This is a genomic window from Streptomyces sp. NPDC104096 (assembly GCF_055584385.1).
The window spans coordinates 112,193-128,511 of the sequence record NZ_JBVJMD010000013.1; the positions used below are offsets into that span (position 1 = coordinate 112,193).

The following is a 16,319-nucleotide window of genomic DNA, read 5'->3' on the forward strand; positions in this document are numbered from 1 at the left end:
TCACAGTGAGTTACCAACTGCGTGGCGGGAACCAACGCCAGCCGCGTCGACCCAGTGCCGGGGAGCCATATGTCCAGCGAATACGCCAAACAGCTCGGGGCCAAGCTCCGGGCCATCCGCACCCAGCAGGGCCTTTCCCTCCACGGTGTCGAGGAGAAGTCCCAGGGACGCTGGAAGGCGGTCGTGGTCGGTTCGTACGAGCGCGGTGACCGTGCCGTGACCGTACAGCGTCTTGCCGAACTGGCGGATTTCTACGGCGTTCCCGTACAGGAGCTGCTCCCGGGCACGACCCCTGGCGGCGCCGCCGAGCCGCCGCCGAAGCTGGTGCTCGACCTGGAGCGCCTCGCCCACGTGCCGGTGGAGAAGGCCGGCCCGCTCCAGCGGTACGCGGCCACGATCCAGTCGCAGCGCGGTGACTACAACGGCAAGGTGCTCTCGATCCGCCAGGACGACCTGCGCACCCTCGCCGTCATCTACGACCAGTCGCCCTCGGTGCTCACCGAACAGCTGATCAACTGGGGTGTCCTGGACGCGGACGCGCGCCGCGCGGTCGCCCACGAGGACAACTGAGCAAGAGCCGTCTCAGCAGAAACGTGCCGCCGGGGTGGCCGGAACTTCACCGTTCCGGCCACCCCGGCGGCTTTCTGCGGGCCTCACGAGCCTCATGGGTCCCACTGGACCCCTTGCATGCCGGAGGGCCCGCAGCGTGACGCTGCGGGCCCTCCGGCATGCAAGGGGTCTCCCCCGACTTCCCGTGCCGCTTATGCCTCGTCGCGACGCAGCGAGGGCTTGAGTTCCTTCAGCCGGCCGAGCAGGCCGTTGACGAACGAGGGCGACTCGTCCGTGGAGAACTCCTTCGCCAGCTGCACCATCTCGTCCAGCACCACGGCGTCCGGGGTCTCGTCGACCCAGATCAGCTCGTAGGCGCCGAGACGCAGGAGGTTGCGGTCGACGACCGGCATCCGGTCGAGCGTCCAGCCGACGGAGTACTGCGCGATCAGCTCGTCGATGCGCCGCGCGTACTGCGCGTACCCCTCGACCAGTTGCATCGTGTACTCGCTCACCGGCGGCTGCCGGTCGTCGGTCCGGGAGAGCCGGATCCAGTCCGCGAGGACCGTCAGGACGTCCGCGCCGCGCTGGTCGCCCTCGAAGAGGATCTGGAAGGCGCGCTTGCGGGCCGTGTTGCGGGCAGCCACGGTTAGCTGTTCACCCGGCCGAGGTAGTCGCTCGTGCGGGTGTCGACCTTGATCTTCTCACCGGTGGTGATGAAGAGCGGGACCTGGATCTGGTGGCCGGTCTCCAGCGTGGCGGGCTTGGTGCCACCGGTGGAGCGGTCGCCCTGGACACCCGGCTCGGTCTCGGAGATGACCAGCTCGACGGCGGCGGGCAGCTCGACGAAGAGCACCTCGCCCTCGTGCTGGGCGACGACGGCCGTGAAGCCCTCGATGAGGAAGTTGGCCGCGTCGCCGACCGTCTTGCGGTCGATCATCAGCTGGTCGTACGTGTCCATGTCCATGAAGACGAAGTACTCGCCGTCCATGTACGAGAACTGCATGTCGCGCTTGTCGACAGTGGCCGTCTCGACCTTGACACCGGCGTTGAACGTCTTGTCGACGACCTTGCCGGAAAGCACGTTCTTCAGCTTGGTGCGCACGAAGGCAGGGCCCTTGCCGGGCTTGACGTGCTGGAACTCGACGACGGACCAGAGCTGGCCGCCTTCGAGCTTGAGCACCAGGCCGTTCTTGAGGTCGTTCGTGGAAGCCACGGTTGCGGAATCTCCTGGACTGACGTGGACGACCCCGGCGCACGCACCTGCCTACAGGGCGAGCAGCTCCTTGGTCGTGATGGTGAGTAGCTCGGGTCCGCCGTCCGCCTCGGGGCGTACGACGAGCGTGTCATCGATCCGGACGCCGCCCCGGCCCGGGAGGTGAACCCCCGGTTCGACGGTGACCGGCACGCAAGCGTCCAGTTTACCCATGGCTGCGGGAGCAAGCTGCGGGTCCTCGTCGATTTCGAGTCCCACGCCGTGCCCGGTGAGCGCCGGCAGGCCCTCTCGGTACCCCGCGGAGCCCAGGACGTGACGTGCGGCACTGTCCACGTCACGATAGCCCGCACCGGGCGTCAGGGACTCCCGTGCGGCACGCTGGGCGGCGAAGACGAGGTCGTAGAGCTCGATCTGCCAGTCGGCGGGCGAGGTGCCGATGACGAACGTACGGCCGATCTCGCAGCGATAGCCGTGGTAGGTCGCGCCGAGGCAGACGGAGAGGAAGTCGCCCTCCTCGACCCTGCGGTCGGTGGGCGCGTGGCCGCGCAGCCCGGAGTTCGGGCCGGTGGCGACGGAGGTCGCGAAGGCGGGACCGTCGGCCCCGTGGTCGACGAGGCGCCGCTCCAGCTCCAGGGCGAGATGACGCTCGGTCCGCCCGACCAGGATGGACTCCAGCAGCTCGCCGAGGGCCTGGTCGGCGATCTCCGCGCCGATCCGCAGACAGGAGATCTCCTCCTCGTCCTTGACCACCCGCAACTGCTCGACCGCGCCGCCGAGGTCGGCCAGGCGCAGCCCGGGGGCGACCGAGCCGATGGCGCGGTGCCGGGCCACGGTGAGGTGGTGCTCCTCGACGGCCACGGAGTCGGCGCCCTGGGCCGCGACGAGATCGGCGGCCGCGACGGCCGGATCACCGCCGGGTCCGGACAGGACATGGACGCGCAGCGCCTCGTCGGGGCGGCCCTCGGCGGGCCGTTCTTCCGGCGGGGCGGCGCAGACCAGCAGATCCTCGCGCTTTCCGAGGAGCAGGACGGCGTCCCGCGGGGCGGCGCCCGCGAGATAGCGCACATTGGCGGCCCGGGAGACGAGCGCCGCCGCGCTGCCGCCCGCGTTGCACCGCTCTCGTAGCCGCGTCCGGCGGGCCGCGTACACCTCTGACATGAGCCGAGCCTACGAGCGGTGGCCGGATCCCGCCGTTCGGGAGAGCCGTGTGGGCGGGCTCCGTTCGGGCGACCTACCGTCCGAGGTCCCTCGGCGCCCGGCCTGCGGCCCCGGCGGACGGGCCGCCCGCCGTGTTGGCGGACGGGCTCTCCGCGGCCATGGCGGCCGGGCCGTCCGGCGTCGCGGCGGCCCGGCCGGCTACCACTGCGGTGGGCTCGCGATCGAGCGGGCCAGCACGTCGTCCAGGACGCGGGCCGTCGCGGGGACGTCCAGCTGCGAGTTGTCGATGATCGGCAGCCCCGAGCCGTACCACCCGGCCATCCGGCCGTGGATCCGGGCGACCTCCTCGTCGGTCAGACGGCGGTTGCCGCGGCGTTCGGCGTTGCGCTCCAGGACGATGTCCAGACCGGGCAGCAGCACGACCGGCAGCAGACCCGGCCCCACGTGCCGCTTCCAGCCGCCGAGCCCGACGACCGGGCGGTCGGGGAAGACGGCGTCGTCGAGGATGCACGAGATCCCGTTGGCGAGGAAGTTGCGCGCGGCGAACCCGCAGGTGCGCCGGGCCAGCCGGTACTGCGCCTCGGAGTTGTCGTTCCACCCGGACTGCGGGTCGGCGAAACCGGCCCGGACCCATTCGCGCACGTCGTCGAGGCTGATGTGCGCGGTGGGGACGCGGCGGTGGTCGGCCCAGTACTTGGCGACGCTGGTCTTGCCGGCCCCCGCGGGACCGATGAGCAGCACCGCGAGGGTGGTGGCCGACGGGTCGGGCACGGCCGCGGCGGCGGGCGGCGGAGCCGGCATGGCGACCGGGCCCCCGGGCGGCAGCGGTACATGACCCGTGGTGTCAGGCGCCGGGACCGGCGCCTGATGGTGCTGCTGGACCGTGTGCGGCGCAGCCGGCGGCTGCGTCGGCGGCACGGGCGGCGGCATCGGCCCCGGCGCCGGTGTGCCGATGTATCCGGGCCCCGCGGGGGGCGGCACCGGGGCGGGCCCCTGGTGCGCACCCTGGTGGTGCGGTCCCTGGTGTTGTGCGGCCGGCGACCAGCCGGCGGCCGGACCGTGCCCCGGCTGGTGGGGCTGCGGCAGCGGAGAACCCACTGCGTGCTGCATCCGGTGCCACTCCGTCTCGTACAGGCAATGGGCGAGGGCACGGGGTGCATACCCCGTTCGCTACTGAACGGTACCGCCCCAGGCTGTCCTTTGGTGAACGGCCGGGGGCGGTCCGTAGTGCCCCGGGGTGCGAAGAGAACCGGGCGGATCGGATGTTGCGGTACTTACTCGCCCACTTCGCCGTACGCGGCGAGCAGGACGGCCGGGTCCGGTCCCTCCAGGACGGTCGGCTTGGCCAGTCCGTCGAGCACGATGAAGCGCAGCAGGTTGCCGCGGGACTTCTTGTCGACCTTCATGGCCTCCAGCAGCTTGGGCCACTGGTCGTAGCGGTAGTGCAGCGGAAGACCGACCGACTGAAGGACCGTGCGGTGGCGGTCCGCCGTGGCGTCGTCGAGGCGGCCGGCCAGGCGGCCCAGTTCGGCGGCGAAGTGCATGCCGACCGAGACCGCGGCGCCGTGGCGCCACTTGTAGCGCTCGTTCTTCTCGATGGCGTGCGCGAGCGTGTGGCCGTAGTTGAGGATCTCCCGCAGCCCCGACTCCTTCAGGTCGGACGACACGACGTCGGCCTTGACCTTGATGGAGCGCTCGATGAGCTCGGCGGTGTGCGGGCCCGCGGGGGTGCGGGCGGCGGCGGGGTCCGACTCGATGAGGTCCAGGATCACCGGGTCGGCGATGAAGCCGGCCTTGATGATCTCGGCGAGGCCGGAGACGTAGTCGTTGACCGGGAGGGAGTCCAGCGCGGCCAGGTCGCACAGCACCCCGGCCGGCGGGTGGAAGGCGCCGACGAGGTTCTTGCCCTCGGCCGTGTTGATGCCGGTCTTGCCGCCGACGGCCGCGTCCACCATGGCGAGGACGGTGGTCGGTACGGCGATCCAGCGCACCCCGCGCAGCCAGGTCGCGGCCACGAACCCGGCGAGGTCCGTGGTCGCGCCGCCGCCGACGCCCACGACGACGTCGGTGCGGGTGAACCCGCACTGGCCGAGCGCCTTCCAGCAGTAGGCGGCGACCTCGGCGGTCTTGGCCTCCTCCGCGTTGGGCACCTGGATGGCGACGGCCTCGAAGCCCTGCTCGGCCAGGTCGGCGCGGAGCGCGTCCCCGGTCTCGGCCAGCGCCTCGGGGTGGATGATCGCGACCCGCTGGGCCTTGTCGCCGATCAGCGCGCCGAGCTCGCCCAGCAGCTGACGCCCGACCAGGACCTCGTACGGCGCGGACCCCGCGCTGCCGCCGACCTGGATCCGCGTCACAGACTCGCTCATGCTTCCTTCAACTCCAGTGCGTCCAGGGCGGCCCGGGTGACCTCTTCGGGGGTACGGCCGTCCGTCGCCACGACGGCCGTGGCGATCTCCTCGTACAGGTGCCGGCGGGCCTCCATCAGCTCGCGCCACTGCTTGCGCGGGTTGACGGCGAGCAGCGGGCGGGCCGTGTTCAGGCCGGTGCGCCTGACGGCCTCCTCGACGTCCATCGAGAGGTACACCACCCGCAGCCCCGCCAGCAGCCCGCGCGTGTCGGCGTCGAGGACCGCGCCGCCGCCCAGCGCCAGCACGCCGTCGTGGCCGGCCAGCGCGCGCCGCACGGACGTCTTCTCGATCGCGCGGAAGGCGCTCTCGCCCTCGTCGACGAAGATCTCGGCGATGCTGCGGCCCTGCTCGGCGACGATGTCGTCGTCCGTGTCCCGGTAGCCGACGCCGAGCCGCTCGGCCAGCAGCTGCCCGACGGTGGACTTGCCCACGCCCATCGGGCCGACCAGGACGACCAGTGGCCCGCTCATCGGATGTGCAGGTGGTCGAGGTACGACCGCACGTTGCGGCGGGTCTCGGCGACGCTGTCGCCGCCGAACTTCTCCGCCACCGCGTCCGCCAGCACCAGCGCGACCATCGCCTCGGCGACGATGCCGGCCGCGGGGACCGCGCACACGTCGGAGCGCTGGTGGTGCGCCTGGGCGGCCTCGCCGGTGGCGACGTCCACGGTCTGCAGGGCCCGCGGCACGGTCGCGATCGGCTTCATCGCGGCCCGCACCCGCAGCAGCTCGCCGGTGGTCAGGCCGCCCTCGGTGCCGCCGGAGCGGCCGGTGGCCCGCCGGATGCCGTCGGCGGTGGTGAGGATCTCGTCGTGCGCCTTGGAGCCGGGCACCCGGGCCAGGTCGAAGCCGTCGCCGACCTCGACGCCCTTGATCGCCTGGATGCCCATGAGGGCGGCGGCCAGGCGCGCGTCCAGACGGCGGTCCCAGTGCACGTGCGAGCCCAGGCCGACCGGTACGCCGTAGGCGAGGACCTCGACCACACCGCCGAGGGTGTCGCCGTCCTTGTGGGCCTGGTCGATCTCCGCGACCATCGCCTTCGACGCGTCCGCGTCCAGGCAGCGCACCGGGTCGGCGTCCAGCCGCTCGACGTCGGCGGGGGTCGGCAGGACGCCGTAGGGCGCCTTGGCCGCGGCCAGTTCCACCACGTGCGAGACGATCTCGATCCCGGCCGTCTCCTTGAGGTACGACCGGGCGACGGCGCCGAGCGCGACCCGGGCCGCGGTCTCCCGGGCGGAGGCGCGCTCCAGGACCGGGCGGGCCTCGTCGAAGCCGTACTTCTGCATGCCGGCCAGGTCGGCGTGGCCCGGTCGCGGCCGGGTCAGCGGCGCGTTGCGGGCGAGTGCGGCGAGCTCCGCCGGGTCCACGGGGTCGGCCGACATGACCTTGTCCCACTTGGGCCACTCGGTGTTGCCCACCATGACCGCGACCGGGGAGCCCATGGTCAGTCCGTGCCGGACGCCGCCGAGGAACGTGACCTCGTCCCGCTCGAACTTCATCCGCGCACCGCGCCCATAGCCCAGCCGCCGCCTCGCCAGATGATCCGCCACCATCTCCGTGGTGATCGGCACGCCGGCGGGAAGGCCCTCCAGCGTCGCGACGAGTGCGGGACCGTGGGATTCCCCCGCGGTCAGCCAACGCAGCCTGCTCAACGGTGCTCCTCAGTGCTCGCGCCCTGGTACTGCCCTGCGTACGCGCGTCCTCGCGTACGGCGATGGCGCTACCGGGTGCGCGGCCCCGGCCCGCCACCTCCGATCCTCCCACGTTCACGCGGCGGACCCGGCCGCCGGTCCATCAGGCGGGACGAACCGGCGTCGGCGGTGGACCCGGCCCGCCCTGCCCTGCTCCTGCCCCCGGCCGTGGTCCTGGCCCTGTCCCGGAGCGTGGGCACCGAGGAAGCCGGCACCTGTGGGACCGACCGGCGCGATCGCCGTCCGTGCCCGGTCGGGCGCGAACCGGAAGGCGAACCTGAAGATCTCCTGGTGCCGCAACACGCCCTAGCGGGCGGCCAGGGCCTGCTCCCCGGCCTTGCGCATGGCCTCCACCGGTGCCGGGGCGCGGCCGGTCATCTGCTCGACCTGGAGCACCGCCTGGTGGACCAGCAGGTCGAGCCCGCCGACCACGGCGCCGCCGTACATCGACCAGCGGGCCGCGAGGGTGGTGGGCCAGGGGTCGTAGAGGACGTCGAAGAGGGTGGCGGGCCGCTCGGGCACGGCGGCGGCCAGCGCGTCCGTCGTACCGGCCGGGGTGGTGGCGACGACGAGCGGGAAGCGCAGCGCCTCGGCCGCGTCCGCCCAGTCGGCGGTGCGGACCTCCACCTCCAGCCGCTCGCCCCACCGCCGCATCTCGGCGGCCCGCTCCTCGCTGCGGACGTAGGCGACGACCTCACCGGTGCAGATCCGGGCCAGCGCGGCCAGCGCGGAGGACGCGGTGGCACCCGCGCCGAGCACCGCCGCGGTTTCGACCTGTTCGATCCCCCGCTCGCGCAGCGCGGCGACCATGCCGGGGACGTCGGTGTTGTCGCCGACCCGGCGGCCGTCCTCGGTGAACACCACCGTGTTGACGGCCTCGACCGCGGCCGCCGTCTCGCTGATCCCGTCGAGCAGCGGGACGACGGCCCGCTTGAGCGGCATGGTCAGCGACAGCCCCGCCCACTCGGGCCCGAGCTCCGCGAAGAACCCGGGCAGGGCCGCCTCGTCGACGTCGAACCGCTCGTACGTCCAGCCGTCGAGCCCCAGCCGCGCGTACGCGGCGCGGTGCAGCGCCGGGGAGAGCGAGTGGGCGATCGGTGAACCGAGTACGGCGGCCCGACGCGCCTCAGTTGCCGGAGCTGGCATTGAACCTTTCCTTGAGTTTTTGGAATTCCTCGTAGGTCTTCGCGAATTCGGTGTTGTTCTGACCGTCGGTCGCCACGAAATAGAGCCAGCCGTCCTCGGTCGGATTCAGTGCCGCCTTCAGCGCGTCCTCGCCCGGGTTTCCGATGGGACCGGGCGGCAGACCCCTGTTCGTGTAGGTGTTGTACGGGTCCTTGTTGCTGTTGATCTCGGACTCGCTGATATGGATGTTGCTCTCGCCCTTCAGGTAATTGAAGGTCGAGTCGAACTGGAGTTTCTGGTTGGTCTCGGTGTTCGTCGGCTTGAGACGGTTGTAGATGACCTCCGCCATCTTGCGGAAGTCGTCGTGCGTCTTGCCCTCCGCCTGGACGAGGCTGGAGACCGTGACGAGCTGGAGCGGGTTCTCCAGGTCGAACGACTTGGCCTTGTTCACGAGGTCGTACCGCGTGTACACCTCGTTGGCCTGCTCGACCATCTGCTTCAGGACCACCTCGGGCTTCATGCCCTTGGCCGCGGGATAGGTGCCGGGGAAGAGGAAGCCCTCCAGCGGGTCCTTGACGTCCGCACCGCTGGTCGCCCACTTCGGCATTCCGAGGTTCTTGTACTCCTCCTTGGCCACCTTCTTGGTGGAGCCGGCGGAGAGACCCAGCTTGGCGTCGATGTCCTTGTAGACGGCCACGTTCCGCTCGCCGGGCTTGACGATGAGATTGGCCTGGCTCTTCGGGTCGAGCATCATCTTGACGGCGCTCGCCGCGGACATCTCCTTCTTCAGGATGTACGCGCCCGCCTGGATCGAAGTGCCCTGGGGATTCTGCTGCTGCGCGGAGACGAACGCGTCGACGCTCTTGACGACACCGGCCTCCTTCAGCCTGATGCCGATGTCGTAGCCGCCGGCTCCCTTGGGGATCTCGACGGTCACCGTCTCGTCGGTGCCGTCGCCCGCGTAGTCGGGCGCCACGCCGAAACGATTTTGGTAGTACTGGTAGCCGAAATAGCTGACACCGGCGAGGCCGCCGCCGAACACCAGGGCGACCACCAGGCACGCACAGCCGTTGCGGCGCTTCTTGCCCGCGGCGCCGCCCTTGCCCCGCTTGTCGCCCCGGCCGCTCCGGCCGCCCGGCTCGTCGGCGCTCTCGTCGTCATCGTCGTCGCCGCCCTCGAAGAAGGCGTGTTCGCCGTCGTCGGGACCCGGGTCCCAGTCGACCTTGGGTTCCGGTTCGGCACGCCGCCGGCTCGGCGGCTCCGGCGGCGGATACGCCTCGGGGGTGCCGTAGAGATCGGGCTGCTCGGCGCCGTACGCCGCGGCCTGCTGGCCGTAGGGGTCGCCCGGGTCGGCCGCGTAGGGAACGTGCGCGTGCGTGCCGGTGCCGTCCCAGCCGCCCTGCTGGTACTGCTGCTGCGACTGGTCGGCGTAGTGCTGCTGGTCGTACTGCTGCTGGTACTGGCCGGTCTGCTGGTCGTACTGCTGCGACCCGTCGTAGGCGCCCTGCTGACCGCCCTGGCTCCAGTCGCCGTACCCGGACTGCTGACCCTGCTGCGGCTGCGGATAGTGCTGCTGCTGGCCGCCGTAGGCAGACTGATGGGCCGCCTGGGCCTGCTGCCCTTCCCATCCGCCGTCCCCGTACGCCGGGTCCTGCGGATGCCACGGTTCGGAGCCTTGGCCCCGGCCATACTCAGTCATCGATCCCCTAGAGCCGCGAAGCGGCGATCACGCGGCTCGAGGGCCGGTGGACGTTCCGCCTCATTTCTGTGCGGCGGCTGTTCGAACACCACTGCATCGCGCGGAACGTTACCGTATCGCGATCAGATGACCACTTCGACGCCCTCGCCGGGTGGATTGTCTGACACCCGTTCGGATTCCAGCGCCTGCTGAAGAATGATGACAGCAGCCGCCTGGTCGATGACCGACCGGCCCTTCTTGGATTTCACCCCCGAGGCCCGCAGTCCCTGACTGGCCGTCACCGTCGTCATCCGCTCGTCGACGAGGCGGACCCCGACCGGGGCGACGCCCCGGGCGAGTTCCTCCGCGAAAGCACGGACCTTGACCGCGGCCGGGCCCTCGCCCCCCTTGAGGGAGCGGGGCAGACCGACCACGACCTCGATCGGTTCGTACTCCTCGACGAGTTGCCTCAGCCTACGGTGGGCCGCCGGGATGTCCCGCCCGGGGACGGTCTCCACCGGGGTGGCGAGGATCCCGTCGGGGTCGCACGAGGCGACCCCGATACGGGCGTCCCCGACGTCGATCGCGAGTCGACGTCCTCTTCTCATCTTCTCGACCGTCTCTTGCTTCTTCTCGACCGTCTTCTTACTTCGCGGTCTCGGCGACCAGTCGCTCGACGGCCTCGACGGCCTCGCCGACGGCGGCCGGGTTCTGGCCGCCGCCCTGGGCGACGTCCGGCTTGCCGCCACCGCCGCCGCCGAGCGTCTTGGCCGCCGTACGGACCAGGTCGCCGGCCTTGAGGCCACGCTCGCGAGCGGCCTCGTTGGTGGCGATGACCGTCAGCGGCTTGCCGCCCACCGTGGTGAACAGGGCGACCACCGCGGCCCGTCCGCCCTGGATGCGGCCGCGCACGTCGAGGACCAGCTTGCGCAGGTCGTCGGCCGTGGTGCCGTCCGGGACCTGGCCGGTGACCAGGGCCACACCGTGCACGTCCCGGGCCGACTCGGCCAGGCCGGCGGCGGCCTGGAGGACCTTCTCCGCGCGGAACTTCTCGATCTCCTTCTCGGCGTCCTTCAGCTTGCCGAGCATGGCGGAGACCTTCTCCGGGAGCTCCTCCGGACGGCCCTTGATCAGCTCCTGGAGCTGGGCGACGACCGTGTGCTCACGGGCCAGGAAGTTGTAGGCGTCGACACCGACGAGGGCCTCGATCCGGCGGACGCCGGAACCGATCGACGACTCGCCGAGCAGCTTCACCAGACCGAGCTGGGCGGTGTTGTGCACGTGCGTGCCGCCGCAGAGCTCCTTGGAGAAGTCGCCGATGGTCACGACGCGGACCCGCTCGCCGTACTTCTCGCCGAACTCGGCGATGGCGCCCTGCTTCTTGGCCTCGTCGAGGCTGAGGATCTCGGCGTGCACGTCCAGGTCCCGGGCGAGCACCTCGTTGATCTTCTGCTCGACATCGGTCATCACGGCCGTCGGGACGGCGGCCGGGGAACCGAAGTCGAAGCGGAAGCGGCCGGGCTGGTTCTCGGAACCGGCCTGGGCGGCCGTCGGGCCGAGGGCGTCGCGCAGGGCCTGGTGGGTGAGGTGCGTGGCCGAGTGGGCGCGGGCGATCGCCTTGCGGCGGCGGCCGTCGATCGAGGCGTGGGCCTTGGCACCGAGGGTCACCTCGCCGACCTGGACGACGCCCTTGTGCACGTAGACGCCGGGGACCGGCTTCTGCGTGTCGCGGATCTCGATGACGGCACCGGAGTCGACCTTGATCCGGCCGGTGTCGCCGATCTGACCGCCGCCCTCGGCGTAGAACGGGGTGCGGTCGAGGACGATCTCGACCTCGTCGCCCTCGGTGGCGGCCGGGGAGGCGGCGCCGTCGACGAGGATGCCGACGATCGTCGACTCGGCGTCGGTGTCGGTGTAGCCGATGAAGTCGGTGGCGCCCGCCTGGTCGGCGATCTCGCGGTAGGCGCCGACCCCGGCGTGGCCGGTCTTCTTGGCCTGGGCGTCGGCCTTGGCGCGCTCCCGCTGCTCCTTCATCAGCCTGCGGAAGCCGTCCTCGTCCACGGACAGGCCCTGCTCGGCGGCCATCTCCAGGGTGAGGTCGATCGGGAAGCCCCAGGTGTCGTGGAGCAGGAACGCCTTGTCGCCGGCGAGAACCTTGCCGCCGGAGGCCTTGGTCTCGGTGACGGCGGTGTCCAGGACGTTGGTGCCGGCGTTCAGCGTCTTGAGGAAGCGGGTCTCCTCGGCGAGGGCGACCGTCTCGATGCGCTCGCGGTCGGTGACCAGCTCCGGGTACTGCTGCCCCATCATCGCGATCACGGTGTCGATGAGGTCCTTGACCACCGGGCCCGTGGCGCCGAGCAGGCGCATGTTGCGGATGGCGCGGCGCATGATGCGGCGCAGGACGTAACCGCGGCCCTCGTTGCCGGGGGTCACGCCGTCGCCGATGAGCATCACGGACGTGCGCATGTGGTCGGTGACCACGCGCAGGGACACGTCGGACTCGTGGGCGGCGCCGTACTCGACACCGGTCAGCTCGGTGGCCTTCCTGATGACGGCCATGGAGGTGTCGATCTCGTACATGTTCTGCACGCCCTGCAGAATCATGGCGAGGCGCTCGAGGCCGAGGCCCGTGTCGATGTTCTTGCTCGGCAGGTCCCCGAGGATCTCGAAGTTGTCCTTGCCGATGCCCTCGCCCCGCTCGAACTGCATGAAGACGAGGTTCCAGATCTCCACGTACCGCTCGTCGTTGACGGCCGGGCCGCCCTCGACGCCGAACTCGGGGCCGCGGTCGTAGTTGATCTCGGAACAGGGGCCGCACGGTCCGGGCACGCCCATGGACCAGTAGTTGTCCTTCATGCCCAGGCGCTGGATGCGCTCCTTCGGCACACCGACGACCTCGTGCCAGATGCGCTCGGCCTCGTCGTCGTCCTTGTAGACCGTGATCCACAGACGGTCCGGCTCCAGGCCGTAACCGCCCTTGTCCTGGGAGCTGGTGAGCAGCTCCCAGGCGTGCTTGATGGCGCCTTCCTTGAAGTAGTCGCCGAAGGAGAAGTTGCCGCACATCTGGAAGAACGTGCCGTGCCGGGTGGTCTTGCCGACCTCTTCGATGTCGGGCGTGCGCACGCACTTCTGCACGCTGGTGGCGCGCGCGAACGGCGGCTTGACCTCGCCCAGGAAGTAGGGCTTGAAGGGCACCATTCCGGCCGGGACCAGGAGCAGAGTCGGGTCGTCCGCGATGAGCGACGCCGAAGGGACGACGGTGTGCCCGCGCTCCTCGAAGAAGCTCAGCCAGCGGCGGCGGATCTCAGCCGACTCCATCAGTGGTCCTCATTCCGGTTGTACGAGTACGTCGACCTCTCGACGTACTTCGGGTTGTTGCGGTTCTCGATGGCGACGACGCGCCGGGGAGCGGGGAGTTCGGGGTCCGCGTGGATCCCGAGGGCCTCCCCCAGTTCGGCCTCCCGCCGCGCCATGTTGTCGCGGACGTCGAGCGCGAAGCCCACCGCTCTGTCCTTGAGGCGGTGGCCGGTCTCCAGTGCCTTGTTCGCCGCGGACGCGGCGAGGCTCTCGGGAGTCAGCTGCTTCAGCTTGCGGTTGACCTTGGTGGTGGCCCATACACCGGCGGCGACGCCCGTGGTGAACCAGAAGGTACGGCGGAACATCGCTCGGTCAGTCCTTCTCTCCGCGGGCATTGCGCTTCTCGCGCCGCGAGGCCGGGACGGTACGGCCCACGATCACGGTACGCCGGGGGGCCTTGGCGGGCACGTCGTCGCCTCGGCGGGCGCCCAGGGCCCGGCGTACGCCGTAGCCGAAGGCGGCGACCTTCACCAGGGGACCGCCGAAGGTGGACGCGACGGTCGTCGACAGCGCCGAGGCGTTGGAGGTGACCTCCTGGACGTCCGACGCGATCGAGTCGACCCGGTCGATCTGGGTCTGCGCCGAGCGCACCGCCGCGGAGGCGTCGGCCAGCAGCGGGACGGCCTGCTCGGTCACGTCCGCCACGAGCTTGGTGGTCGCCCTGAGCGTCTGGGCCAGCCTCGCCAGTGCCACCGCGAGGAAGGAGACCAGGATCGCCCAGAAGACGGCCACCAGGATCCCGGCCACCTCTCCACCGGACACTGCGCACCCGCTCCCTGAAACGTGCCTCTACATCGAAAAAGTCGTGCACCGAGCCTATCGCGCCGGGCGTGCGGCTCCGTACCGCATTAACGCCCGCGCCGCCCGGGGTCTCCCCGGACAGGGTCCGGAGATTGTACGGAATGAGCACGAGTCAGTACGCTCCGTACACCATGCGAGACCCACAGCGCGAAGACGGCCCGCCGCACGGCAACCTTCCTCTGGAGACCGACCGGTTCCTGGGGCGGGCGGACGAACTCGCCGCGCTGGCCGGAGCGCTCGACGTGGCACGGCTGGTCACGGTGACCGGGCCCGGCGGGGTCGGCAAGTCCCGGCTGGCGGCCCGCGCGGCGACCCGGCGCGCGCCGGGCGGGGCGGGCTGGCGCGACGGGGTGTGGCGGGTGGACCTGACGCCGCTGCGCGACCCGGAGTTCGTCGCGTACGCGGTCGTGGAGGCCCTGGGCCTGACCGACCACACCACGCGGCTGCCCCGCGAGACCCTCCTCGCGCATCTGGGCGGGCGTCAACTCCTGCTGCTCCTCGACGGGTTCGAGCACCTGGTGGAGCCCTGTGCGGCGCTGGTGAGCGATCTGCTGCGGCACGCGCCCGGGCTCGGCGTGCTCGCCACCGGCCGCCGGCCGCTCGGGGTGGCGGGTGAACGCCTGCTCCCGCTGGCCCCGCTGGACGAGGACGCGGCGGTCGAACTCTTCGCCGACCGCGCCGCGCAGCTCGGGCTGACGGTCGACGGCGACGGGGACGTACGGGAGCTGTGCCGGCGCCTGGACGGGATCCCGCTGGCGATCGAGCTGGCGGCGGGGCGGCTGCGGGCCCTCTCCCCCGGGCAGTTGCTCGACCGGTTCGAGGACCGGTTCCGACTGCTGACGGGCGGCGCCAGGGACGCCCCGGCGCGCCACCAGACGCTGCGCACGGCGATCGGCTGGAGCCACGAGCTGTGCACGCCCGGGGAACGCCTGCTGTGGGCGCGGCTCTCGGTGTTCGCCGGCCCGTTCGACCTGGAGGCCGTCGAGTACGTGTGCAGCGGCGACGGGCTGGAGGCCGACGACGTCCTCGACGTCCTGTCCGAGCTGCTGGCCCAGTCGGTGGTGGCCCGCGAGGACACCGCGACGGGCGTGCGGTACCGGATGCTGGGCACCCTGCGGGCGTACGGCGCCGACTGGCTGGAGGCCATGGGCGACGCGACCCGGCTGCGGCGGCGCCACCGCGACTGGTACATGGGGCTGGCGACCTGGTGCGAGCTGGACTGGTTCTCGCCCCGGCAGCGGGAGGTGGCCGCCCGGGTCGAGGCGGAGCTGCCGAATCTGCGCCGCGCCCTGGAGTACTGCCTGACCGAGCCGGACGAGACCCACCTCGGCCAGTACCTGGCGGGCTCGCTGTGGTTCTACTGGGCCGGCTGCGGCCGGCTCTCGGAGGGGCGGCGCTGGCTGGAGCGCAGCGTGGAGCTGGACGCCGAGCAGACGGCCAACGAGCAGTCGCGGCTGAAGGCCCTGTGGGTGCTGGGCTACGTCGCGATCCTCCAGGGCGACGCGGTGCCCGCGCTGGCGGCGCTCCAGGAGTGCCGGGAGGGGGCGGAGCGGGTCGCCAGCCCCACGGCGCTGGCCTACGCGGAGCACCGCGCGGGCTGTCTGGCCCTGGTCACGGACGACATGGCCCGCGCGGAGACGCTGCTGCGCTCGGCGCTGGAGCGGTACCAGGAGATCGGCGAGCTCAACAGCAACGTCCTGATGGGACAGGTGGAGCTGGCCATGGCGCGGGCGTTCCAGGGCGATCTGCCGGGCGCGGTGACGCTGTGCGAGGACGTCCGGCGGGTGTGCGAGGACCACGGGGAGCGGTGGACGCGCTCCTACGCGCTGTACGTCCTGGCGTACGCCGCCTCGCGGGACGGTGATCTCGCGGGGGCCCGGGAGCTGCTCACGGAGTGTCTGGCCGGTGCCCACGCCTTCCGTGACCTGCTCGGTTCGGTGCTGGCGGTGGAGCTGCTGGCGCTGGTCACGGTCGCGGAGGGCGACGCGGCGGAGGCCGCGGTGCTGCAGGGCGCGGCGGCCGGCATGTGGCCCTCGGTGGGGCTGCCGCTGTTCGGCTCGGCGTACTACAACGCCCCGCACGAACTGTGCGAGACGAAGGCCCGGGACCGGCTGGGCGACGAGCGGTACGAGGAGTGCGTACGGCAGGGGGCGCGGCTGGGCCGGGAGGCGGGGGTGGCGCGGGCGCTGGGGCGGGGCCTGGGGCGGTCGCTGGGGGCCCTGCCCGGACCGCGCGGGTCGGTGCGGCCGGCCCGGGACGCCGCCGGAACGCGAGAACCCGCCGCCTCGCCCACCCGGAAGGGCGGGGAGACGGCGGGCTGAGGTGCTACACCCGGCT

The 16,319-nt window shown here is 71.6% G+C and carries 15 protein-coding genes; 2 read left to right on the forward strand and 13 right to left on the reverse strand.

What is annotated here, in order from left to right:
• Window positions 1-69 precede the first annotated feature (69 nt).
• Complete coding sequence (bldD, locus tag ACZ60B_RS16630; protein ID WP_152893850.1) at window positions 70-570, forward strand: transcriptional regulator BldD; 501 nt, start codon at window positions 70-72, stop codon at window positions 568-570.
• A 191-nt stretch (window positions 571-761) separates the two neighbouring features.
• On the opposite strand, the gene nusB is transcribed toward bldD, so the two are convergent.
• From nusB to ACZ60B_RS16695, 13 genes are all read right to left on the reverse strand, one after another.
• The gene (gene nusB / locus ACZ60B_RS16635) at window positions 762-1,196 is read right to left on the reverse strand and encodes a transcription antitermination factor NusB (RefSeq protein ID WP_162470101.1); all 435 of its coding nucleotides are present in this window, start codon (window positions 1,194-1,196) and stop codon (window positions 762-764) included.
• Window positions 1,197-1,198: 2 nt separating this feature from the next.
• Window positions 1,199-1,765 carry an elongation factor P gene (gene efp / locus ACZ60B_RS16640; protein WP_392621865.1) on the reverse strand — a complete coding sequence of 189 codons (567 nt, stop codon included), beginning with the start codon at window positions 1,763-1,765 and terminating at the stop codon, window positions 1,199-1,201.
• Window positions 1,766-1,816: 51 nt separating this feature from the next.
• Complete coding sequence (locus tag ACZ60B_RS16645) at window positions 1,817-2,923, reverse strand: aminopeptidase P family protein (protein ID WP_469387504.1); 1,107 nt, start codon at window positions 2,921-2,923, stop codon at window positions 1,817-1,819.
• A gap of 198 nt (window positions 2,924-3,121) precedes the next feature.
• On the reverse strand, window positions 3,122-4,033 hold the full coding sequence (locus ACZ60B_RS16650; RefSeq protein WP_469387506.1) for a Pro-rich N-terminal domain-containing protein: 912 nt from the start codon (window positions 4,031-4,033) through the stop codon (window positions 3,122-3,124).
• A 164-nt stretch (window positions 4,034-4,197) separates the two neighbouring features.
• Window positions 4,198-5,289, reverse strand: coding sequence for a 3-dehydroquinate synthase (aroB, locus tag ACZ60B_RS16655; protein ID WP_469387509.1), 1,092 nt, complete (start codon window positions 5,287-5,289; stop codon window positions 4,198-4,200).
• Window positions 5,286-5,801: a shikimate kinase gene (locus tag ACZ60B_RS16660; protein WP_469387511.1), complete on the reverse strand. Its 516-nt coding sequence runs from the start codon at window positions 5,799-5,801 to the stop codon at window positions 5,286-5,288. Before ACZ60B_RS16660 ends, aroB begins: the two co-directional genes overlap by 4 nt.
• Window positions 5,798-6,982: a chorismate synthase gene (gene aroC, locus ACZ60B_RS16665; RefSeq protein WP_469387513.1), complete on the reverse strand. Its 1,185-nt coding sequence runs from the start codon at window positions 6,980-6,982 to the stop codon at window positions 5,798-5,800. The genes ACZ60B_RS16660 and aroC overlap by 4 nt, the downstream gene beginning before the upstream one ends.
• A 345-nt stretch (window positions 6,983-7,327) precedes the next feature.
• Window positions 7,328-8,167, reverse strand: coding sequence for a shikimate dehydrogenase (locus ACZ60B_RS16670; RefSeq protein ID WP_469387515.1), 840 nt, complete (start codon window positions 8,165-8,167; stop codon window positions 7,328-7,330).
• Window positions 8,148-9,845 (reverse strand): endolytic transglycosylase MltG, encoded by a 1,698-nt coding sequence (gene mltG, locus ACZ60B_RS16675; RefSeq protein ID WP_469387517.1) that lies wholly within the window; start codon window positions 9,843-9,845, stop codon window positions 8,148-8,150. Before mltG ends, ACZ60B_RS16670 begins: the two co-directional genes overlap by 20 nt.
• 122 nt (window positions 9,846-9,967) lie before the next feature.
• On the reverse strand, window positions 9,968-10,432 hold the full coding sequence (gene ruvX / locus ACZ60B_RS16680; protein ID WP_469387519.1) for a Holliday junction resolvase RuvX: 465 nt from the start codon (window positions 10,430-10,432) through the stop codon (window positions 9,968-9,970).
• Window positions 10,433-10,469: 37 nt separating this feature from the next.
• Window positions 10,470-13,142 carry an alanine--tRNA ligase gene (gene alaS, locus ACZ60B_RS16685; protein WP_469387536.1) on the reverse strand — a complete coding sequence of 891 codons (2,673 nt, stop codon included), beginning with the start codon at window positions 13,140-13,142 and terminating at the stop codon, window positions 10,470-10,472.
• Window positions 13,142-13,486, reverse strand: a complete 345-nt coding sequence (locus tag ACZ60B_RS16690) for a hypothetical protein (RefSeq protein ID WP_469387546.1) — start codon at window positions 13,484-13,486, stop codon at window positions 13,142-13,144. Before ACZ60B_RS16690 ends, alaS begins: the two co-directional genes overlap by 1 nt.
• A 7-nt stretch (window positions 13,487-13,493) precedes the next feature.
• Window positions 13,494-13,943, reverse strand: coding sequence for a DUF948 domain-containing protein (locus tag ACZ60B_RS16695; RefSeq protein WP_162469765.1), 450 nt, complete (start codon window positions 13,941-13,943; stop codon window positions 13,494-13,496).
• Window positions 13,944-14,113: 170 nt separating this feature from the next.
• Here ACZ60B_RS16695 and ACZ60B_RS16700 point away from each other — a divergent pair, with 170 nt between their 5' ends.
• Complete coding sequence (locus tag ACZ60B_RS16700; protein WP_469387548.1) at window positions 14,114-16,303, forward strand: ATP-binding protein; 2,190 nt, start codon at window positions 14,114-14,116, stop codon at window positions 16,301-16,303.
• Window positions 16,304-16,319 lie beyond the last annotated feature (16 nt).

What these genes read in the sequence shown, in the direction of transcription:
- bldD (WP_152893850.1), top strand. Translation starts at nt 70, where the DNA reads ATGTCCAGCGAATACGCCAAACAGCTCGGGGCCAAGCTCCGGGCCATC.
- ruvX (WP_469387519.1), bottom strand. Translation starts at nt 10,432, where the DNA reads ATGAGAAGAGGACGTCGACTCGCGATCGACGTCGGGGACGCCCGTATC.
- ACZ60B_RS16690 (WP_469387546.1), bottom strand. Translation starts at nt 13,486, where the DNA reads ATGTTCCGCCGTACCTTCTGGTTCACCACGGGCGTCGCCGCCGGTGTA.
- ACZ60B_RS16670 (WP_469387515.1), bottom strand. Translation starts at nt 8,167, where the DNA reads ATGCCAGCTCCGGCAACTGAGGCGCGTCGGGCCGCCGTACTCGGTTCA.
- alaS (WP_469387536.1), bottom strand. Translation starts at nt 13,142, where the DNA reads ATGGAGTCGGCTGAGATCCGCCGCCGCTGGCTGAGCTTCTTCGAGGAG.
- mltG (WP_469387517.1), bottom strand. Translation starts at nt 9,845, where the DNA reads ATGACTGAGTATGGCCGGGGCCAAGGCTCCGAACCGTGGCATCCGCAG.
- ACZ60B_RS16700 (WP_469387548.1), top strand. Translation starts at nt 14,114, where the DNA reads ATGCGAGACCCACAGCGCGAAGACGGCCCGCCGCACGGCAACCTTCCT.
- ACZ60B_RS16660 (WP_469387511.1), bottom strand. Translation starts at nt 5,801, where the DNA reads ATGAGCGGGCCACTGGTCGTCCTGGTCGGCCCGATGGGCGTGGGCAAG.
- aroB (WP_469387509.1), bottom strand. Translation starts at nt 5,289, where the DNA reads ATGAGCGAGTCTGTGACGCGGATCCAGGTCGGCGGCAGCGCGGGGTCC.
- ACZ60B_RS16645 (WP_469387504.1), bottom strand. Translation starts at nt 2,923, where the DNA reads ATGTCAGAGGTGTACGCGGCCCGCCGGACGCGGCTACGAGAGCGGTGC.
- ACZ60B_RS16650 (WP_469387506.1), bottom strand. Translation starts at nt 4,033, where the DNA reads ATGCAGCACGCAGTGGGTTCTCCGCTGCCGCAGCCCCACCAGCCGGGG.